Source organism: Pseudoclavibacter sp. CFCC 14310, from assembly GCF_008831165.1.
GTDB lineage: Bacteria > Actinomycetota > Actinomycetes > Actinomycetales > Microbacteriaceae > Pseudoclavibacter_A.
In genome coordinates this window covers 469,306-487,008 of sequence record NZ_WBKC01000003.1, presented here as the reverse complement: position 1 = coordinate 487,008, position 17,703 = coordinate 469,306, and the positions used below count along the sequence as shown (strand labels likewise).

At 66.3% G+C, this 17,703-nt stretch carries 15 protein-coding genes; 10 read left to right on the top strand and 5 right to left on the bottom strand.

Annotated elements, in window-relative coordinates; translation table 11 throughout:
- Positions 1 to 121 precede the first annotated feature (121 nt).
- The gene (locus tag F8O06_RS09580) at positions 122 to 1,873 is read left to right on the top strand and encodes a hypothetical protein (RefSeq protein ID WP_158038379.1); all 1,752 of its coding nucleotides are present in this window, start codon (positions 122 to 124) and stop codon (positions 1,871 to 1,873) included.
- 112 nt (positions 1,874 to 1,985) lie between these two features.
- Positions 1,986 to 2,639, top strand: coding sequence for a heme oxygenase (biliverdin-producing) (locus F8O06_RS09575; protein WP_192496909.1), 654 nt, complete (start codon positions 1,986 to 1,988; stop codon positions 2,637 to 2,639).
- A 9-nt stretch (positions 2,640 to 2,648) separates the two neighbouring features.
- Here F8O06_RS09575 and F8O06_RS09570 read toward each other — a convergent pair whose 3' ends face one another.
- Positions 2,649 to 3,368, bottom strand: a complete 720-nt coding sequence (locus F8O06_RS09570; protein ID WP_192496908.1) for a TetR/AcrR family transcriptional regulator — start codon at positions 3,366 to 3,368, stop codon at positions 2,649 to 2,651.
- A gap of 82 nt (positions 3,369 to 3,450) precedes the next feature.
- Complete coding sequence (locus F8O06_RS09565; RefSeq protein WP_225733462.1) at positions 3,451 to 4,620, bottom strand: FAD-dependent oxidoreductase; 1,170 nt, start codon at positions 4,618 to 4,620, stop codon at positions 3,451 to 3,453.
- Between the two features lie 86 nt (positions 4,621 to 4,706).
- On the opposite strand from F8O06_RS09565, the gene F8O06_RS09560 reads away from it, so the two are divergent.
- On the top strand, positions 4,707 to 6,083 hold the full coding sequence (locus tag F8O06_RS09560; RefSeq protein ID WP_158038376.1) for a M16 family metallopeptidase: 1,377 nt from the start codon (positions 4,707 to 4,709) through the stop codon (positions 6,081 to 6,083).
- 2 nt (positions 6,084 to 6,085) lie between these two features.
- A complete protein-coding gene (locus F8O06_RS09555; protein WP_158038375.1) occupies positions 6,086 to 7,585 on the top strand; it encodes a multicopper oxidase family protein in 1,500 nt (499 codons plus the stop codon).
- Positions 7,586 to 7,621: 36 nt separating this feature from the next.
- Here the strand turns inward: F8O06_RS09555 and F8O06_RS09550 are convergent, their stop codons facing one another.
- Together F8O06_RS09550 and F8O06_RS09545 are read right to left on the bottom strand one after the other, a co-directional pair.
- Complete coding sequence (locus tag F8O06_RS09550) at positions 7,622 to 7,987, bottom strand: TM2 domain-containing protein (RefSeq protein WP_225733461.1); 366 nt, start codon at positions 7,985 to 7,987, stop codon at positions 7,622 to 7,624.
- 35 nt (positions 7,988 to 8,022) lie between these two features.
- Positions 8,023 to 8,745 carry a GntR family transcriptional regulator gene (locus F8O06_RS09545; RefSeq protein ID WP_192496907.1) on the bottom strand — a complete coding sequence of 241 codons (723 nt, stop codon included), beginning with the start codon at positions 8,743 to 8,745 and terminating at the stop codon, positions 8,023 to 8,025.
- Positions 8,746 to 8,804: 59 nt separating this feature from the next.
- On the opposite strand from F8O06_RS09545, the gene deoC reads away from it, so the two are divergent.
- Genes deoC through F8O06_RS09530 form a run of 3 tightly spaced genes read left to right on the top strand, consistent with a single transcriptional unit; the run spans position 8,805 to position 11,010 of the window.
- Entirely contained in the window at positions 8,805 to 9,764 is a 960-nt protein-coding gene (gene deoC / locus F8O06_RS09540) for a deoxyribose-phosphate aldolase (protein WP_192496906.1), read from the top strand.
- Between the two features lie 42 nt (positions 9,765 to 9,806).
- Positions 9,807 to 10,517, top strand: coding sequence for a 4-hydroxy-tetrahydrodipicolinate reductase (gene dapB, locus F8O06_RS09535; RefSeq protein WP_158038371.1), 711 nt, complete (start codon positions 9,807 to 9,809; stop codon positions 10,515 to 10,517).
- A 1-nt stretch (position 10,518) separates the two neighbouring features.
- Positions 10,519 to 11,010: a hypothetical protein gene (locus F8O06_RS09530; RefSeq protein WP_158038370.1), complete on the top strand. Its 492-nt coding sequence runs from the start codon at positions 10,519 to 10,521 to the stop codon at positions 11,008 to 11,010.
- Here F8O06_RS09530 and F8O06_RS09525 read toward each other — a convergent pair.
- Positions 10,998 to 11,702 (bottom strand): NAD(P)H-binding protein, encoded by a 705-nt coding sequence (locus F8O06_RS09525; RefSeq protein WP_158038369.1) that lies wholly within the window; start codon positions 11,700 to 11,702, stop codon positions 10,998 to 11,000. The two genes, F8O06_RS09530 and F8O06_RS09525, sit on opposite strands and share 13 nt — an antisense overlap.
- 154 nt (positions 11,703 to 11,856) lie before the next feature.
- Between F8O06_RS09525 and dapA the strand changes: the two genes are divergently transcribed.
- From dapA to F8O06_RS09510, 3 genes are all read left to right on the top strand, one after another.
- On the top strand, positions 11,857 to 12,849 hold the full coding sequence (gene dapA, locus F8O06_RS09520; protein ID WP_158038368.1) for a 4-hydroxy-tetrahydrodipicolinate synthase: 993 nt from the start codon (positions 11,857 to 11,859) through the stop codon (positions 12,847 to 12,849).
- A 180-nt stretch (positions 12,850 to 13,029) separates the two neighbouring features.
- Complete coding sequence (locus tag F8O06_RS09515) at positions 13,030 to 14,751, top strand: ribonuclease J (protein WP_225732850.1); 1,722 nt, start codon at positions 13,030 to 13,032, stop codon at positions 14,749 to 14,751.
- Positions 14,752 to 14,835: 84 nt separating this feature from the next.
- On the top strand, positions 14,836 to 17,700 hold the full coding sequence (locus tag F8O06_RS09510; protein WP_158038367.1) for a DNA translocase FtsK: 2,865 nt from the start codon (positions 14,836 to 14,838) through the stop codon (positions 17,698 to 17,700).
- Positions 17,701 to 17,703 lie beyond the last annotated feature (3 nt).

Genomic DNA, 17,703 nt, shown 5'->3' with positions numbered 1-17,703 from the left:
TCTCTGATCTGAGACCGGACAGATGAACGAGGCGGGGTGCGATCTGCGCTGCGGATCGCACCCCGCTCCTGGTGGCCGAGGGGGCGGCACTGGTCGCGCTTTCGAAGGAGCAGAACGGCTGATGGGCAGGCAGATGATTGAGTCGACGGGTAAGAAGTCAGAGACGAGCGGTCTCAGACGTCACAGACGCGGCGCGGGAGCGCGGCCGACCATGGGTACCGGGCGCCGTGGGCGTCGTGTCGCCGCCGTGCTGGCGCTGCTGGCTGTCGGAGTCGGCGGCGGCGCGTTTGCCCAGGCTGCGGTGACGGCGGCGACCCCCGCGAGCAATCTGGTCGAGATCAAGGATGCGAGCTTCGCATGGGAGATGAACAATGAGTCCGGCAACGGTGCGTTCATGCCTGGCAGCTGCAACTTCCTCGTTGCAGGAAAGGTGCCCGATCCCGGACGCGGCAGTCAGCAGATCGATGAGGCCGCCTACACTGCGGCTCGCCAGAACGACGTCGGCAATGTGCGTGTGACCCGACCGTCGGAGGATCGCACCACACGCGTCGACTCGACGTTCGCCAATCGCTGTCAGTCTGTGAAAGGCGCGAAGCTCGTCTCCGGCGTACACAAGGACGACGGAGACTATAGCCACAACCGCATCGACATCTCGGGCGGTACTGGCAGCGTCGACTGGCGCACTGGCGCAGGAACGATTCAATGGCAGGGCGCGTGGACCGTCGCCTACTACAACGGGCTGACCTTCTGGTACGCAGAGAATCCCAAACTCACCGTCAACGCCGACGGCAGCGCGAAGATCACTGCAACCGGAAGCGGGTTCTCGTCGTCGATGGAGGACATGACGCAATGGGGCCCCGTCGAGCCGAGAGAGATCACCTTGGCCACGTTCGACAAGGCGAAAGGCCGAGCAGCGCTCGCTGAGGGGGCGTTGCGCCGGGCAGACACGACTGATCAAGAAGCCAAGGGATTCGACATCCTCCCAGACTACGAAGGCATCAGCGTGAAGGACGACTCCGGCGCGGTGCTGAACGAGGCGGGCAATCCCCAGGGCTCGTTCCCTCAGGACTTCGTGAGCTTTCAGCAGGCCACCGGTCAGGGTGCGTACTGGTACTCATCGAACGGCGCGGCAGACCCGAACAAGGTGGCAGCCCCGGTCACGGTTCGCTATGGCAACGCCCCAGTCACTCAGCAGGTGACGGTGAACAGCGTGACCGGAGGCAGCGAGGGCGGGAACGCCGCCGCACGGCAGGCACCAGCACAGACCGCTGACGCACAGCGCCAGCCCGCGACGACGCCTCGGCGAACCGAGTCTTCGGCTGCCGCCGCGGCACCGATGGCAGACGCGCCGCAGGCGGCGACGCCGACGGAGCTGAAGACGATCGACGACCTCAGAGCGGCGATTGAGGACGGCCGAGTGCAGCAGATCGAAGGCACTGACGCCGGGCTCGCGGAGTCGTTCGCCTGGGGCGATCGGCTCGACATCGGCTTCGCCTGGCCAGAGGACGACGCGGATGCCACCGGGGGAACCGTCATGGCGTATCCGGATGCCCAGTATGTGGGGGCGTTCACTGTCACCGACGGGCAGGTTCGCCTGGCCATCGACTCGTCCGTGCTGCAGCAGGGCGACGATGGAGAGCGGTACTTCGTCTTCTTCGGCGACACCGGCAGGACGATCGCCGTGCACACGACACAGAGCGGAACAGCTGCTGAGTCATCGTCGCGGCGTGCCGAAGCAGAAGAGCCGCCTGCTGCCTCAGAGCGGCGCAGCAACGACTCGCTGTGGACCACACTGCTCATCATCGCAGGGGGAGTGATCGTGGTCGCCGCTGGAACCAGTCTGCTGATGGTCAGACGCGGTAATGGAAGATGACCGCATTGCGACTAAGGTAGAACACACACACGAACGTTGCTCAGCAGAGCGGGCAGGCGCTCGCGGTGCGAGCAGCCACACCACACAAAGAGACAGACGAGGTGCCATGACCATGACAGCGACGAGCAGGGAACGACCGGCGGCTGCGACTCCTTCAGCGCGACTGCGTGAGGCGACCGTCGCCGAGCATTCCGCAGCCGAGACGAAGACCTTCATCGCCGACCTGATCGAAGGTCGTCTCACCCTCGCCGACTACACGAGGTATCTGGCTCAGATCGCCTACGTCTACGAGGCGCTGGAGAACCGTCCGCCGAGGCCCGAGGAACCTGAGTTTCTGCACGATCCCCGTCTGGCCAGATTCGCGGCAGCCAGGCACGATCTCACAGAGCTGGGCGTTCAGGACTGGCGCGCTGAGCATCCCGCGCTCGCGGCCACTCGGCGATACGTCGAACATCTGCGCACCGTTGCGGCAGACGAAGACATGGTCGCCTACCTCGCCCAGCACTACACCCGCTACCTCGGCGATCTCTCAGGCGGGCAGGTCATCGCCACGATGATCTCGCGGCACTACGGCGCCACCGAAGACCAGCTCACGTTCTACCGCTTCGACCAGATCGACAAACTGGTGGGCTACAAACGGGCCTACCGTGAGCACATCGACCATCTCGGTCTTGACGCCGCCCAGATCGACCAGCTCATCGCAGAGTCGAAGCGTGCATACCAGCTGAACGCAGATCTGTTCGACGAGCTCGCTCGCACACGCTGACCGCTGCGGTCACAGCAGACGCTTCGTCTCGATGTCGTGCGGCGGCAGCGCGATGGCTCGATACTTCTCGAGCAGCGCGTGCGGGCGCTTGACGCCCAATCCCATGAGCGACCAGCTCCAGATCGATTCGGCCTTGTCTTCGAGGTCGACCATCGGCTCGAGCCGGTAGCGCAGCACGACACCGAGCGTGGCGTCGACGATGCCTTCGCTCGCCGTCTGCACCTCGATCGCACTGTCGATCTCGCGGTCTTCGAGGGCCTCGATCAGATACTCGGCCACGAGCTGTCGCGCGCTGAACGGCGGAGTGGGCAGCGTCACATCGAGCACCGGCGCGTCGAGCAGCAGTGAGATGGCGGCCCGCTGATACGGGCCGGTGCCGTGGTCTGCGAGAAAAGTGCGCATCATCGTGATGAGACCGGCGAGTCCGGTGCGGTTCGTGTCATCGACGAGCTCGTGCATCGTCTCCCAGCGCTCGAACTCGGTCTCGAGCAGTGCGGTCGCGATGTCTGCCTTCGTGTCGAAGTGATAGCGCAGTGCGGTCTTCGGCTTGTGCAGCACTGCCGTGATGTCGGCCAGAGACGTTGCCTCGTAGCCGCGTTCTCCGATGACAGTGGCAGCGGCGTGCAGCAGCTCGGCACGCGTTCGAGCGGCTTGGACGCTGCGGTGTGAGGCAGCGGCGGTGGGGCGGGCGCTGTGCGTTTCGACCCGTCGATAGGTGCGAGGTGTCATCTCATGCCTTCCGGATTCGAGCTGCCCCCATTGTAAAGGACTGACTTTTCCAGACGCGTGCGCGGTCAGCCTCGTGGCTGCCTCAGCTGCGGGGGATGCCGCCCAGCGCATCCAGCGCATCCAGCGCGTCCAGCGTCGATCGCGCGTTGAGCCGCCCCGCTCGCTCCGCCGTGATGGTACTGGCCTGCGGGCCGTACCCCGCCAGAATCAAGGCTGGGTCACGCTGTGCGACGCCGTCGATCACGCGGATGCCGCCGGCCTCCTCGCGCAGCCCCAGACCCGCGAGGTGTCTGAGATCGGCGCGAAACCCGGTGTCCCAGATGATGGCGTCCAGGTCGACGTGCGTGCCGTCGGCCAGTACCGCGCCCTGCTCGTCGAGCCTGCGGAACATCGGCTGTCGACGCAGCCCGCCCCTCTCGTGCAGGTCGCTCATATACGGCGTGATCGGCACATCGGTCGTGCTCACGATGCTGGGCAGCGCTCGGCCGGCGCGTGCGGCCGCATCGGCGGCGGCGACGGATGCTCGGCCGGCCTGGTCGGTGAGACCTCGCGTGGGCACGATGCGAACCGGGCGTCTGGTGAACCAGTGCGTCTGGGCGGCGACGCCGTCGAGTTCGGCGAGATGCTCGATCGCCGAGGTGCCCCCGCCGACGACGCCGACTCGCTGGCCGCGAAACTCCTCGGCTGAGCGGTAGCCCTGGGTGTGCAGCTGTCGCCCGGCGAAGACGTTCTGCCCCGGATACCACGGCAGAAACGGCGCACCCCACGTGCCCGTCGCGTTCACGACGACCTGCGCGCGGATGCTGAACGCTCCCGTCGCGCTCGTGCCGACGACCTCGAAGCGATCGGTCTCGAACCCTTCGGCAGGGGACGGGCGCACGACGTGGTCGACCCCGTGCCCGTGATGCACCTGCAGGCCGAAGTGTGCTTCGTAGGCGCTGTAGTACTCGACGACGATCTCATATGCGGGGCGATGATGATCGGCGGTCTCGAAGCTCAGCCCGAGGTCATGCATGCCCGGCAGATCGTGCACCCGATGTGCGTCGCCGAGGCGCATGGCCGGCCAGCGGTGCTGCCAAGCCCCGCCGGCATCCGCATCACGATCGACGATCACCATGTCGACGTTCGGGCGCAGCCCACGGCGCAGCAGCCAGTAGGCGGTCGAGAGCCCGGCCTGACCGGCCCCGATGATCACGACCGGCGCGCGCGAGGGCAGGGGCGTCGGCGGTGCGGAGGAGGCGAAGTCGGACACAGTTCATCTCAGCGACGAAGGCTGCGGTTTCATTCCGAGCCGGATCGTCGAGCCGGGAGACCGGACGACCAACTAGACTCAGCCAGATGGCTACTACCTCTCCTTTCCCTCTTCCACTTGACGTGGACGACTCCTCGTTCGAACTCGACGGTGGCGCGACCGTTCGCCGAACGGTGCTGCCCAATGGTGTGCGCGTGCTCACCGAGAACATGCCCGGTGCGCACTCGGTGACTTTGGGAATCTGGGTTCCAGCCGGCTCACGTGACGAGCACGAAGGCCAGTTCGGCTCGACGCATTTTCTCGAGCATCTGCTGTTCAAAGGCACGCCCACGCGAACGGCGATGGACATCGCCGTGGCATTCGACGAGATCGGCGGCGAGTCGAACGCGCTGACCGGCAAAGAGCACACCTGCTATTACGCCAAGGTGCGCGACGCCGACCTCGGTGTGGCCGTCGACGTGCTCACCGACATGGTGATCAGCTCTGTCATCGACCGTGACGAGTTCGAACGCGAACGCAAGGTCATTCTCGAAGAGCTCGCGATGAGCGAAGACGACCCCACCGACGTCGCACACGAGCTCTTCTCGTCGCTGGTGTACCGCGGCGAGAGTCTGGGGCGCCCGATCGGCGGCACACCCGAGTCGATCAACGCCGTCGGTCGTGATGCCGTCTGGGCGCACTACCGTGCGAACTATCGTCCTGAAGACATCGTCGTCACCGCAGCCGGGGCCATCGACCACGATGATCTGCTCGCCCGACTCGGCGAGGCGCTCGCAGCCGGAGGCATGGGCGCCTCCACACACGGTGCGCTGCACCCGAGGCGCACCCGCGGCGCGCTGCCGGCACTCGTCGAGCCGAGCTTCGAGGTGCGTCAGCGCGACGCCGAGCAGGTCAATCTGATCATGGGCACACGCGGCATCCCCGGGTGGGACGAGCGCCGGTTCACGCTCAGCGTGCTCAACGGCGTGCTCGGCGGCGGCATGAGCTCGCGCCTCTTTCAGGAGGTGCGCGAGCAGCGCGGACTCGCCTACTCGGTCTACTCGTTCTCGGGCACATACGCCGACGCCGGTTCGTTCGGCGTGTATGCCGGCACCCGCCCGGACTCGGCTCCCGAAGTCGCACGTCTAATGCAGGATGTCGTGGCCAGGTTCGCCGAGGAGGGGCCGACCGCGACGGAGCTCGCGCGGGTCAAAGGCCAGCTCTCGGGCGGCATCACGCTCGGATTCGAAGACAGCTCGCATCATATGACGCGCCTGGGCAAATCGGAGATCGGGCTCGGCGAGCTCTGGGATCTGCCTGCGACGATCGCGCGCATTCGCGACGTCACGGCCGAACAGGTGCGCGATCTCGCCGCGGAACTCGTCGCCGGGCCGCTGCAGATCGCCGCGGTCGGTCCGATCGACGCCGATCGGCTGCGGGTGAGTGAGCTCCAGTCGACGGTCTCGGCGGCACAGGCGCACTGACGATGACCGAAGTCAGCCGTCGAGGCTTTCTCGAGCGCACCGGTCTGATCGCCGTCGGCGCGTTGGGCATCAGTGCCTCGGGGGCGGCTCTCGCCGGATGCTCGCAGAGCGTGTCGACGGCCGACGCCGAAGCCTTCGTCAATGCGCTGCACATCCCGGCAGAGGCACCGGCGACCGTCGATGCGGCAGGCATCCGTCGATTCGCCCTACAGGCCCAACCCGGCAGCACAGAGTTCGTCTCGGGAAAGACCGCGCAGACGGCTGGCTACAACGGCGACTACTTGGGGCCGACGCTGCGGGCGAAGCCGGGTGAGCACGTCGCCGTCGACTTCGCCAACGGCCTCGACGAGGCGACGACCGTGCACTGGCACGGCATGATGCTGCCGGCTCGGATGGACGGCGGCCCGCACCAGATGGTCGACGCAGGCGGCGAATGGCACCCCGACTGGACGATCGCTCAGCCTGCAGCGACGCTGTGGTACCACCCGCACCCGCATGGCGAGACTGCTCAGCAGGTGTACCGGGGGCTGGCGGGCCTCTTTCTGATCGACGACCCCGCCGTGAGCCGGGCCGGCGTGCCGAGCACCTATGGCGTCGACGACGTCCCGGTGATTCTGCAGGATCGCTCGTTCACCAGAGACGGGGATCTCTCGACCTCCGGCGCCGACTCCGCGTTCGGCCTGCTCGGCGACAGCATCCTGGTCAATGGAACGCTGCTGCCGCAGTTCACCGCGACGACCACGCTCGTGCGCCTGCGCGTCGTCAACGGGTCGAACGCACGCGTCTATCACGTCGAATGCGACGACCAGCGCCCCTTCTCTGTGATCGCCACAGACACCGGACTGCTCGAGCACCCGGTGAGCGCGACGCAGGTGCTGCTCAGCCCGGCAGAGCGCGTCGAGATCGTCGTCGAGCTGCAGCCCGGCGAACGGGTGATGCTGCGCAGCGCCAAAGGCACCAACGACGTGCTCGACAACGCCGAGTTCAACCTGCTGCGGCTCGACGCCGCCGAGCAGCTGCGGCCCTCGCCACCCCTCGCGGCGGATCTTCCCGGTGCCCGAGTCGCCGCGACTCCGGCGGCCGGCAGCAAGGCGCGCGACTTCTCATTCGACAATGCCAACCGCATCAACGGGCTGTCGATGGATATGAACCGCATCGACGAAGTCGTGCCCGCAGCGGCGCTCGAGGAATGGCGGGTGGCGAACACCGTCGACCCGCACAACTTTCACATCCACGCCTGTTCGTTCCGCATCGTCGAGATCGACGGGGCTGAACCACCCGAATGGATGCGCGGGCCGAAAGACACGGTCTTCGTGCCGCACGCCACCAAAGTGCGCCTGGCGGTGCAGTTCGGCTCCGACACCGACCCGGCGACTCCCTACATGTATCACTGCCACCTGCTGCGGCATGAGGACGAAGGCATGATGGGACAGTTCGTCGTCGTCGAACCTGGAACCGAAGGGGGCGTGTCACTGCGCCTGCCCGCCGCTCACCAGCACTGATGGGCGGAGGGCAGGCCAGCGTCAGTCTTCGGTCATTCAGTCTTCGGTCATGTAGTCGTGCAGCGGCTGGCCCGTGCCGTCGGTGCGGTAGTTCGGTGCCTTCGCAAGAATGAGAATGCCCTCGACCAGACCCCAGATCGAGGAGACGATGGCCAGCATGCCGAGCGACAGCACCGTGATCAGCAGCTGTGCGACGCCGAGCCCGGTCTTGCCGAGGTAGAAGTTGTGCACGCCAAGGGTTCCGAAGAAGATGCCGAACAGGCCGGCGGCGATGCGGCTCTTGTACGGGGTGACCTGCTGGTAGGGCTGATACGGGGCCTGTCCCGGGCCTCCGTAGGGCGGGGGAGTCGGCGTCGGCTGGTAGGCGGGCGGAGCGAATTTGGGCAGATCCGGATTGGTCATGCCTCTAGCGTAGGAGAGCACGCAGCCGTGGTGCGTCAGAAAGTCAGATGCAGGCGAAAATAGTCTGGGTCCATCAGCGACTCGGCGTATTCGACCAGCGTGCCGTCGGCAGCGCGCGTGACGCATCGTGACACCAGAACGCTTGATCCCGCCGTGCGGTCGAACAGCTGAGCGTCGCGCTCGCCGAGTGTGCCGACGTCGACCCACTGCTCTCCAGAGGCTGCGACCAGGCCGGCCTTGCGCAGCGTCGCGATGATCGATTCGTCGACCAAGCCCTGCTCGGGCAGCCCGTCGAGCTCGACGACGGCCGGAACCAGCGAACGTTCCAGCGAGATCGTGCGCGCCCCGACCACCTGTCGTACGCGTTCGATGCGCAGCAGCCGCTCGGCCGGTGACACAATCGAACCGAGCAGGCCGGTCGGCAGCTCTGCGGCCGCCACTTCTCGAATCGAGAGCGTTCGAACGTGACCGACCGCACCCTTCTGCTGAATCGCACTGGCCCAGCCCAGCGCGGGCTCGGCATCCACCGGATGGAACGTCACGAACGAACCGACGCCCGGCCGCGTCATGATCAGACCCTGATCGGTGAGCGCGGCCAGCGCCTGACGCACGGTGTTGCGACTCGCCGCAAACCGTCGACCGAGTGCGGCCTCGCTGGGCAGCGGTTCGTCTGCAGCGAAGGTCCCGGCCTGGATGTCGGCTGCGAGCGCGTCTGCGATGCGCTCGTGTTTCAGCGGAACGGTACGGGGTCTCTGCATGCCCATCATCGTACCCGGCGACGTCTCTCACGCCGCGCCGCCCGCTTAGAATGAGCTGCATGTCAGACTTCGATCGCATCCTTGAGCGCTCGGCGCAGCTGCTCGACGGGCCGGCCACCGACGCGCGCATCACGACGCTGCTGCGTTCGCTGCCGCATATCGATCCTGCCCAGCTCACGCCGTGGGTGGGGCAGCAGACCCAGATCGCGACGCGCGATGCGGCGACCCCCGACGACCTGCGGCTGATCACATCGCTCATCGATCTGACCAGTCTGTCGGCTGACGACACCCCAGAGAGCGTCGCGGCGTTGGTGCGGCGAGCACTCGCACCCGAATCGGACCTCATGCACCCGGCAGTGCTGCCCGCGACGGCTGCGGTCTGTGTGCACGCAGACCTCGTCGTGCCGGCTCGGGTGGCGCTCGACGAGGCGGCGGATGCTCCGGTCGCGCTCGCCGCAGTGGCCGGCGGCTTTCCGCATGGTCGGTCGCCGCTCGCTGCGAAGGCCGCCGAGATCGAATACGCCGTGGCTGCCGGAGCAGACGAGATCGACATCGTCATCGACCGCGGTGCGCTGCTCAGCGAACGCTACGCGCAGGTCTACGACTGGGTGCTGGCCGCGCGGCGCCTGGTGGAACGAGGCGACGGCACCCGCGCACACCTCAAGGTCATTCTCGAGACGGGGGAGCTGCCCGACTACGACGCCATGTTCCATGCCGCGATCATCGCGTTGCTCGCCGGTGCCGACTTCGTCAAGACGTCGACGGGCAAGGGGCGCGCAGGTGCGACTCCCGAGGCAGCGGCCGTGCTGTTGCAGGCCAGCGCACACTGGCGTGAAGAGACCGGTGAGACCATCGGAGTGAAGGTCGCCGGAGGCGTGCGCACCGTGGATCAGGCCCGGGTCTATCTGCGGCTGGCGCGCGTGATCTGCGGCGACTCGTTCGTGGCCCCGGCGTCGATGCGCTTCGGCGCATCGGCACTGCTCGACGACGTGCTGCGCACCTTCGAGCCGCTTCGCTGACCGCATCGCCGGGTCGTAGAGCGCCCGCACTACACTGAACGCATGACTCTCAACATCTCTGTCACCGGCGCCACCGGGCGCATGGGGCGGCTCGTCGAAGACATCATCGAACACGACGACCGTTTCGCGCTGCACTCGACACTTGATTCGCACAGCTCGCTGAGCAAGATGGAGGGAGCCGACGTCGTGGTCGACTTCACGATCTATGACGCCAGCCGAAAGATCGTCGACCACGCGCTCGACCACGGCATCGACGTGGTCGTCGGCACGTCGGGCTGGAGCGCCGAGCGCATCGCCGAGGTCGCCGATCGGGCAGATCGCAGCTCTCTGGTGATCGTGCCGAACTTCTCGGTCAGCTCAGCACTGGCCACCAAACTCGCGCAGCTCGCCGCTCCGCTCTACGATTCGGTCGAGGTGGTCGAGGCGCACCCTGCCCGCAAGAAGGATTCCCCTTCGGGCACCGCGGTGCGCACGGCCGAGCTCATTGCGGCCGCACACGGCCCCTACGCGCAGCCGAACACCGACCAGACCGCTCGCGGCCAGCTGGTCGAGGGCATTCCGGTGCACTCGCTGCGTCTGCAGGGAGTCGACGCCGTGCAGCAGGTCATCTTCGGCGGCACCGCTGAGACGCTGACTCTTCGGCATGACACCCTGAGCATCGACGCCTACCGAGACGGCATCGCACGCAGCATCGTCTTCGCACACGAGCAGACCGGTACGACCGTCGGGCTCGCCGACGTCATCGGGCTCTGAGATGGACCGCGGCGCTCAGTCTCGGGCACTGACCCTGGCGATCGTCATGATCGTCTTTCTGGCCCTGTACATCTTCACCGTGTTCGAGCGCGCCTTCGTGCTGATCGGCCTGCATGATCCTATTGCGAAGACGATGGGCGCGTTCCTGCTGATCTTTCCGCTGCTCGGCGTCTATGTGATCTATGCCGAGATGCGATTCGCCGTGCGTGCCAACCGGCTCATCGCGAGGCTGTCGCGAGAGGGCGCTTTGCCCACCGACGACCTGCCGCTGCGACCGAGCGGAAAGGCCGACCGCGAGGTCGCCACGCAGCGCGTCGACGACCTGGCTGCGGCAGTCGAACAGGCAGGGGAGCGGGTGACCTGGCAGGACCTTCTGCGTCTGGGGCTCATGCAGGATGCCGCAGGGCATCGATCCGACGGCCGACGCACGCTCGTGCAGGCGATTCGCGTCGAGCGCAAGGCGCCGCAGGCAGAATCGGCTCAGCGAGACTGAGACACGCCGAAGAGCTGGGCGACGGCTGCTGCGATCGCTGCGGTTCCCTCGAGCGCGTCGATCGCGCGGCCGACGGTGCCCGGCTCGTCGAGCACCGCCTGCAGCAGCGCCGCGACATCGGCGCGTGCGATGCTGTCGGACGCTCCGCCCTCGGCCGTTCGCCGGGCGAACCCGGTGCCGAGAGCAACCGAACCGCAGGCCGGGTCGTCGGTCAGGCGGCCGGGTCGCACGATCGTCCAGTCCAGGTCGTCGCGGCTCTGCAGTGCACGATCCGCGTCTCGTTTGGCGTGGTGGTACGCGGTGAAGACCTCGTCGTCGAGGCCGAGCTCGTCCTGCTCGGCGCCGATGAACGAGATCTGGACGAAACGGCGCACCCCTGCCGCGACCGCTGCGTCCGCACTGCGAACAGAACCGAGGTAGTCGACGGTGTGCTTGCGAGCCACACCGGAACCGCCGCCCGCCCCAGCCGCGAAGACCACGGCATCCGCATTCTGAAACCTCTCGGTGAGATGTTCGACGGCGTTCGCCGCTTCGAGGTCGGCGAGCAGCGGGGTTCCGCCGCGCTCCAGCACGTCGGGCTCATGGCGGGCGTCGCGAACGACGTTGAGCACCGTGTGCCCGGCCGACGAGAGACGCTCCGTGAGCAGCAGCGCGATCTTGCCGTGCCCTCCGACGATGGCGATGGTCGACATGGTGGCTCCTTCGGTCTGGCTCTGCTCCGGTCGCATTGCGTTCGCCCATTCTGTCAGCAGAGACGCCGCTGCGCAGCAGAGGCCTGCGGCATGATTCGGCGCCGGTCACGCTCGAAATGTGGCCAGCCGCCTGCCTGCGGGGTAAACTGAGGTGATGCCAGAGACAGAGATCATCAATCAGCTCGGCCAAGTGCTGGTCGCAGTCGTCACTCCCATGCGCGCCGACGGTGAAGTCGACTGGGCCGGAGTCGAAGCGCTGATCGATGACTGCGTCACCCAAGGCGCCGATGGAATCGTCGTCAGCGGCACGACCGGTGAGACCTCGACGCTCACTGACGCCGAGAAGATCCAGCTGGTTCGCACTGCGAAACAGGTGGCCTCAGGCCGTGCCCGCATCATCTCGGGTGGGCCCTCCAATGAGACGGCGCACGCCATCCAGCTGGCCCGCGAATCCGAGGCCGCCGGGGCCGACGGCATTCTGCTCGTGACCCCGTACTACCTGAAGCCGACGCAGGCGGGCGTGCTCACACACATTCGCATGGTCGCAGACGCCACCGATCTTCCAGTGATGCTCTATGACATCCCCGGGCGTGCTGGCATTCCGCTGACGTACGAGACCATCTCGCGCGCCGCGAAGCATCCCAACGTGGTCGCGGTCAAAGACGCCAAGGGCGACTTCGCACAGGTTTCGCGCGTGCTGAACGAGACCGGCCTGGCCTACTACTCCGGTGACGACACCCATGCGCTGGCGCACGCCGCGCTCGGTGCGGTCGGCGTGGTGAGCGTGACCGCCAACATCGTGTCGGCCGCATACCGCAAGATGTTCGACGCCGTGAACGCCAACGATTTCGCGACTGCGCTCGACGTGCACCGTCAGCTCGAGCCACTGGTGCGGGCGACCATGACGCACATTCCGGGCACGGTGTCGACGAAGTACATCCTGCACGGTCTCGGCCGAATCGGCAGCCCGCGCGTGCGACTGCCGCTGGTCGGTCCAGAAGACGCCGAAGCCGCGCTCATCGAGGCTGACATCGACGCGGTCGAGAGCATTCCCGGTGTCGACTTCACAGATTTCCGCCCCGACCGCAATGCTGCGGCCGGAGGAGCACTGCCGCGCATCCCCGGCGCGGCACGGCGTAACGCCTGAGCAGCACGGCGTCCGCGCCCCGCGCAGCGTGACCAGCGCAGGCTGATCGCGCGACGTTCGCCTGCTCCGGTGACGAGAAGAGATGTACATGTCGTGCACGAGGCACGGCCATGAAGACGCGAGTCTCCACGTTGGAGCCGCACGAAGCACGGGCACGAGTGTGCCCACGGAAGGTCGGATTTGTCCGCTGTAGTCATCAATCAGCCACCGAAACTGCGCAAAGACACTCTGCGCATCATCCCACTGGGCGGCCTCGGCGAGGTCGGACGCAACATGACGGCGTTCGAGCTCAACGGACGTCTGCTCATCGTCGACTGCGGCGTGCTCTTCCCCGAAGACTCACAGCCCGGTGTCGATCTCATCCTGCCTGACTTCGCACCGATCGCCGATCGTCTCGACGACATCGATGCGCTCGTGCTCACTCACGGCCACGAAGACCACATCGGTGCCGTGCCCTACCTGCTCAAACTGCGCGACGACATTCCTCTGATCGGCTCACGTCTGACGCTGGGGCTCACCGAGGCGAAGCTCAAAGAGCACCACATCACTCCAGAGTCGATCGTCGTCGAGGCACGAGACAAACTGACCGTCGGCGAGTTCGTACTCGAGTTCTTCACGGTGACCCATTCGATTCCCGACTGCCTCGCCGTCGCCATGCACACACCGGCCGGCACGCTGCTGCACACCGGTGACATCAAGGTCGACCAGACACCCATCGACGGTCGCGTCACCGACTTCCAGGGCCTGGGACGTCTCGGCGCCGAAGGCGTCGATCTGCTGCTGATGGACTCGACCAACGCCGAGGTGCCGGGGCACTCCGACTCTGAGCGCAGCGTCGGCCCGGCGATCCGCCGTGTGATCAGCGAGGCGAAGCAGCAGGTGATCGTGTCGACGTTCTCGTCGCATGTGCACCGCGTGCAGCAGATCGCAGACGCCGCCATCAAGGCGAGACGCAAGATCGTGCTGGTCGGCCGTTCCATGCTGCGCAACCTGACGATCGCCCGCGAACTGGGATACCTCAACATTCCCGACAACGCCCTGGTCGATCTGAAGAAGGCCGGCAAGATGCCGCGCGAGAAGCTGGTCTACATCTGCACCGGCTCGCAGGGCGAATCGCTGGCCGCGCTGTCTCGCATCGCCAACGGCTCACACCCCTCGATCACCGTCGAGAAGGGCGATACCGTTCTGCTGGCATCGTCGCTGATCCCGGGCAACGAGACTGCGGTCTCTGGTCTGATCAACAACTTGATCGAGAAGGGCGCCGACGTCATCCACAAGGGCAACGCCAAGGTGCACGTCTCGGGCCACGGCAACTCGGGCGAGCTGCTGCAGTGGTACAACGTGGTGCGTCCCCACATGGCGATGCCGGTTCACGGCGAGGTTCGCCATCTGCACGCCAACGCTGGACTGGCGGCTTCGACGGGTGTGAACCCCAAGGGCATCGTCGTGGCGCACTCGGGGTCGGTCATCGATCTGGCAAAGGGTCGAGCGAAGATCACCGGTCAGTACCGCAACGACCACATCTTCGTCGACGGCTCGTCGGTGGGAGAGATCACTGAGGCCGACCTGCGGGATCGGCGCACGCTGAGCGCCGAGGGCTTCATCACGGTGATCATCGGCATCAACATGAACGACGGCCATCTGGTCGTCGGTCCCGAGATTCAGGCGCGCGGCCTTGCCGAAGACGACAAGGTCTTCGACGACGTCGTGCCACGCGTGGAGCGTGCGATCGCAGACGTCTACGCAGAGGGCGAGCGCAACCCGCACGTCATGCAGCAGGTCGTGCGCCGCACCGTCGGCCGGTGGGTCAGCCAGAGGCTTCGCCGCAAGCCGATGATCGTGCCGATCGTGCTTCCAGCCGAGTCGATCGACGACGTCGAGATCGTCACCGAGAGCGACTGATCCAGGGTCTGCCGCTCGGACTCTTCCTGGTGCCGCCAGCGTGTATGCGTGCAAGCGTCTGCGGCTGGCGGTACCGTTGAGGCCATGGCTCGACAACCCCGAACGAAACCCGCCGCGAAGACGGCGAAGACCCGCGTGCTCCAAGACGCGCAGAAGGGCCAGGCCAAGCGCGTGCAGACCGAAGGCGAGGGGTTCGGGCCGTTTGTGAGGCGTGCCTACATGGCGTGCGCGCATGGCGTGGGCGCCGCCGCACGCGCATTCGCTCCCGACAAGGTGCCGGCAGACGAACGCCGCGACGGGTTTCCCTTCGCCCTCTTCGTACTGGCGGTTCTCGGTGTCGTCGTCGAGTGGTTCCTGCCCACCTCAGCCGTCGGGCACGCGCTGCACACCGCAACGTTCGGGGCGCTCTTCGGAGGGTCTGCCACGCTGCTGCCAGTGCTCTTCTTTCTGCTGTGTCTCTGGCTGTTCCACCACCCGGTCAAGGCCGCTGAGACCGGTCGCATCGGCATCGGTCTGGGGCTCTTCGTCGCCATGCTCGCCGGGCTCTGGCAGGTTGCGGCAGGCAACCCCGTTCCAGCTGACGACGGCCTCGAACACGTCGCCCAGGCCGGCGGCATCATCGGCTTCACCGTCGCCTTCCTGCCGATCCGCCTCACGGTCTGGTTCGCTGTGCCGGTGCTCACCGTGCTGCTGCTGCTCTCACTGCTAATTCTCACCAAGACGCCGCCGAACCGCATCATGAGTCGGCTGCGCGAGGCCTATGCCTACATGTTCGGCCTCGATCACAGTGCTTCCCGCGAGGCCGACGAGGCCAAGATGACTCCGGGCGAACAGCTTCCGCCGACACGTCCGCTGCTGGCGAGCGACCGCTCCGAAGAGAGCCCGCAGCAGCCCGGTCGGCGCAGTCGCCCGAGCCGAGCCGAACGCCGTGCGAAGAAGGCCGCCGAGGCAGCCGAGCACGAGGCGATCGAAAGCGCCGAGACGCCTGCCGCAGACGAAGTCGCCGCACTCTTCGACATTCCAGACGAACCCGCCGCGACCGTGCATGCCGCTGACAACACCCACACCGAGGTGCTCAGCGAGGGGGAGCACGGTGCTGCTCCCAGTGACGAACCAGACACCTTTGAACCTGAGCCTGCCTCGTTTGACGACCCAGAGCATCCCTATCAGCTGCCCGAGATCGACCTGCTGAGCAAGGGGGCACCCGCACAGGCACGCACCAAGGTCAATGACGAAGTCATCGCACAGCTGACCGACGTCATGCAGCAGTTCGGCGTCGACGGCAAAGTCACCGGATTCAGCCGAGGCCCGACGGTGACTCGCTACGAGGTCGAACTCGGTCCGGGCGTCAAGGTCGAGCGATTCACTGCGCTCAGCAAGAACATCGCGTATCAGGTGGCCAGCGCCGATGTGCGCATTCTGTCGCCGATTCCCGGAAAATCGGCCATCGGCGTCGAGATTCCGAACCGCGACCGCGAGACGGTGCATCTGGGAGACATCCTGCGATCGCCGGCGGCGCAGAAGAGCCACCATCCGCTGACCATCGGCGTCGGCAAAGACGTCGAAGGCGGCTTCGTGCTGGCGAACCTCGCCAAGATGCCGCATCTGCTGGTGGCCGGCTCGACCGGGTCGGGCAAGTCGAGTTTCGTGAACTCGATGATCACCTCGATCCTGCTGCGGTCCACGCCGGCACAGGTGCGGCTCGTCCTGGTCGACCCGAAGCGTGTGGAACTGTCGAACTACGCCGGAGTGCCTCACCTGATCACCCCGATCATCACCAACCCCAAGCGGGCGGCAGACGCGCTGCAGTGGGTGGTCAAAGAGATGGATCACCGCTACGACGATCTGGCAAACTACGGCTTCAAACACATTGACGACTTCAACAAGGCCGTCGTCAACGGAGAGGTGCAGCCTCCTGCAGGCTCGAAGCGAGTGCTCAGGCCGTATCCCTACCTGCTGGTCGTCGTCGACGAGCTCGCCGACCTGATGATGGTCGCGCCGAAAGACGTCGAAGACTCGATCGTGCGCATCACTCAGCTCGCCCGTGCCAGCGGCATCCACTTGGTGCTTGCGACGCAGCGACCGAGCGTCGACGTGGTCACAGGTCTCATCAAGGCCAACGTTCCGAGCCGTCTCGCGTTCGCCGTGACCAGCGTCACCGACTCCCGCGTGATCCTCGACCAGGCCGGCGCCGACAAGCTGATCGGGCAGGGTGACGCGCTCTTCCTGCCGATGGGTGCCAACAAACCGGCTCGTGTCCAGGGCGCCTGGGTCGAAGAGGGCGAGATCCATGCGATCGTCGATCATGTTCGACAGCAGGCCAACCCGGACTACCGCGAAGACGTCACCGCTGCACCAGAGGCCGAGAAGAAGCACATCGACGCCGACATCGGCAACGATCTCGAAGATCTGCTGGCTGCGGCCGAGCTGATCGTCTCAAACCAGTTCGGCTCGACATCGATGCTGCAGCGCAAGCTGCGCGTCGGCTTTGCCAAAGCCGGGCGTCTGATGGATCTGCTCGAGTCGCGTGACATCGTCGGCCCCTCCGAAGGCTCGAAGGCACGCGATGTGCTGGTGACGCCAGAGTATCTGCCCAACGTCTTGGCCTACCTGCGAGGCGAGCGCGACAGCATCTACGACGCTGATGACGACGGTGCGACGCCAGCCGCGGGCGGCGACGCACCCAGCGGCGGGCATCCGACTGGCTCGGGCGGCGGCACGGCTGGGCAGTCCTATGAGAGCCGCAGCACCCAACACGAGGCGGAGTCAACCGCAACGCGCGGGCACGTCGCCGGCTATGGCGGTCCCGACAACCACGCACCGACGGGACCCGACGCCCGAGGTGTCGATCCCAGCAAACCGGTGCTCTCGAACGATCTTGACGACTTGGACGACGGCCGTCGGCATGGCGGCTCGAGTCAGGACGCCTGGCAGCTGACAGGAAGATGACCC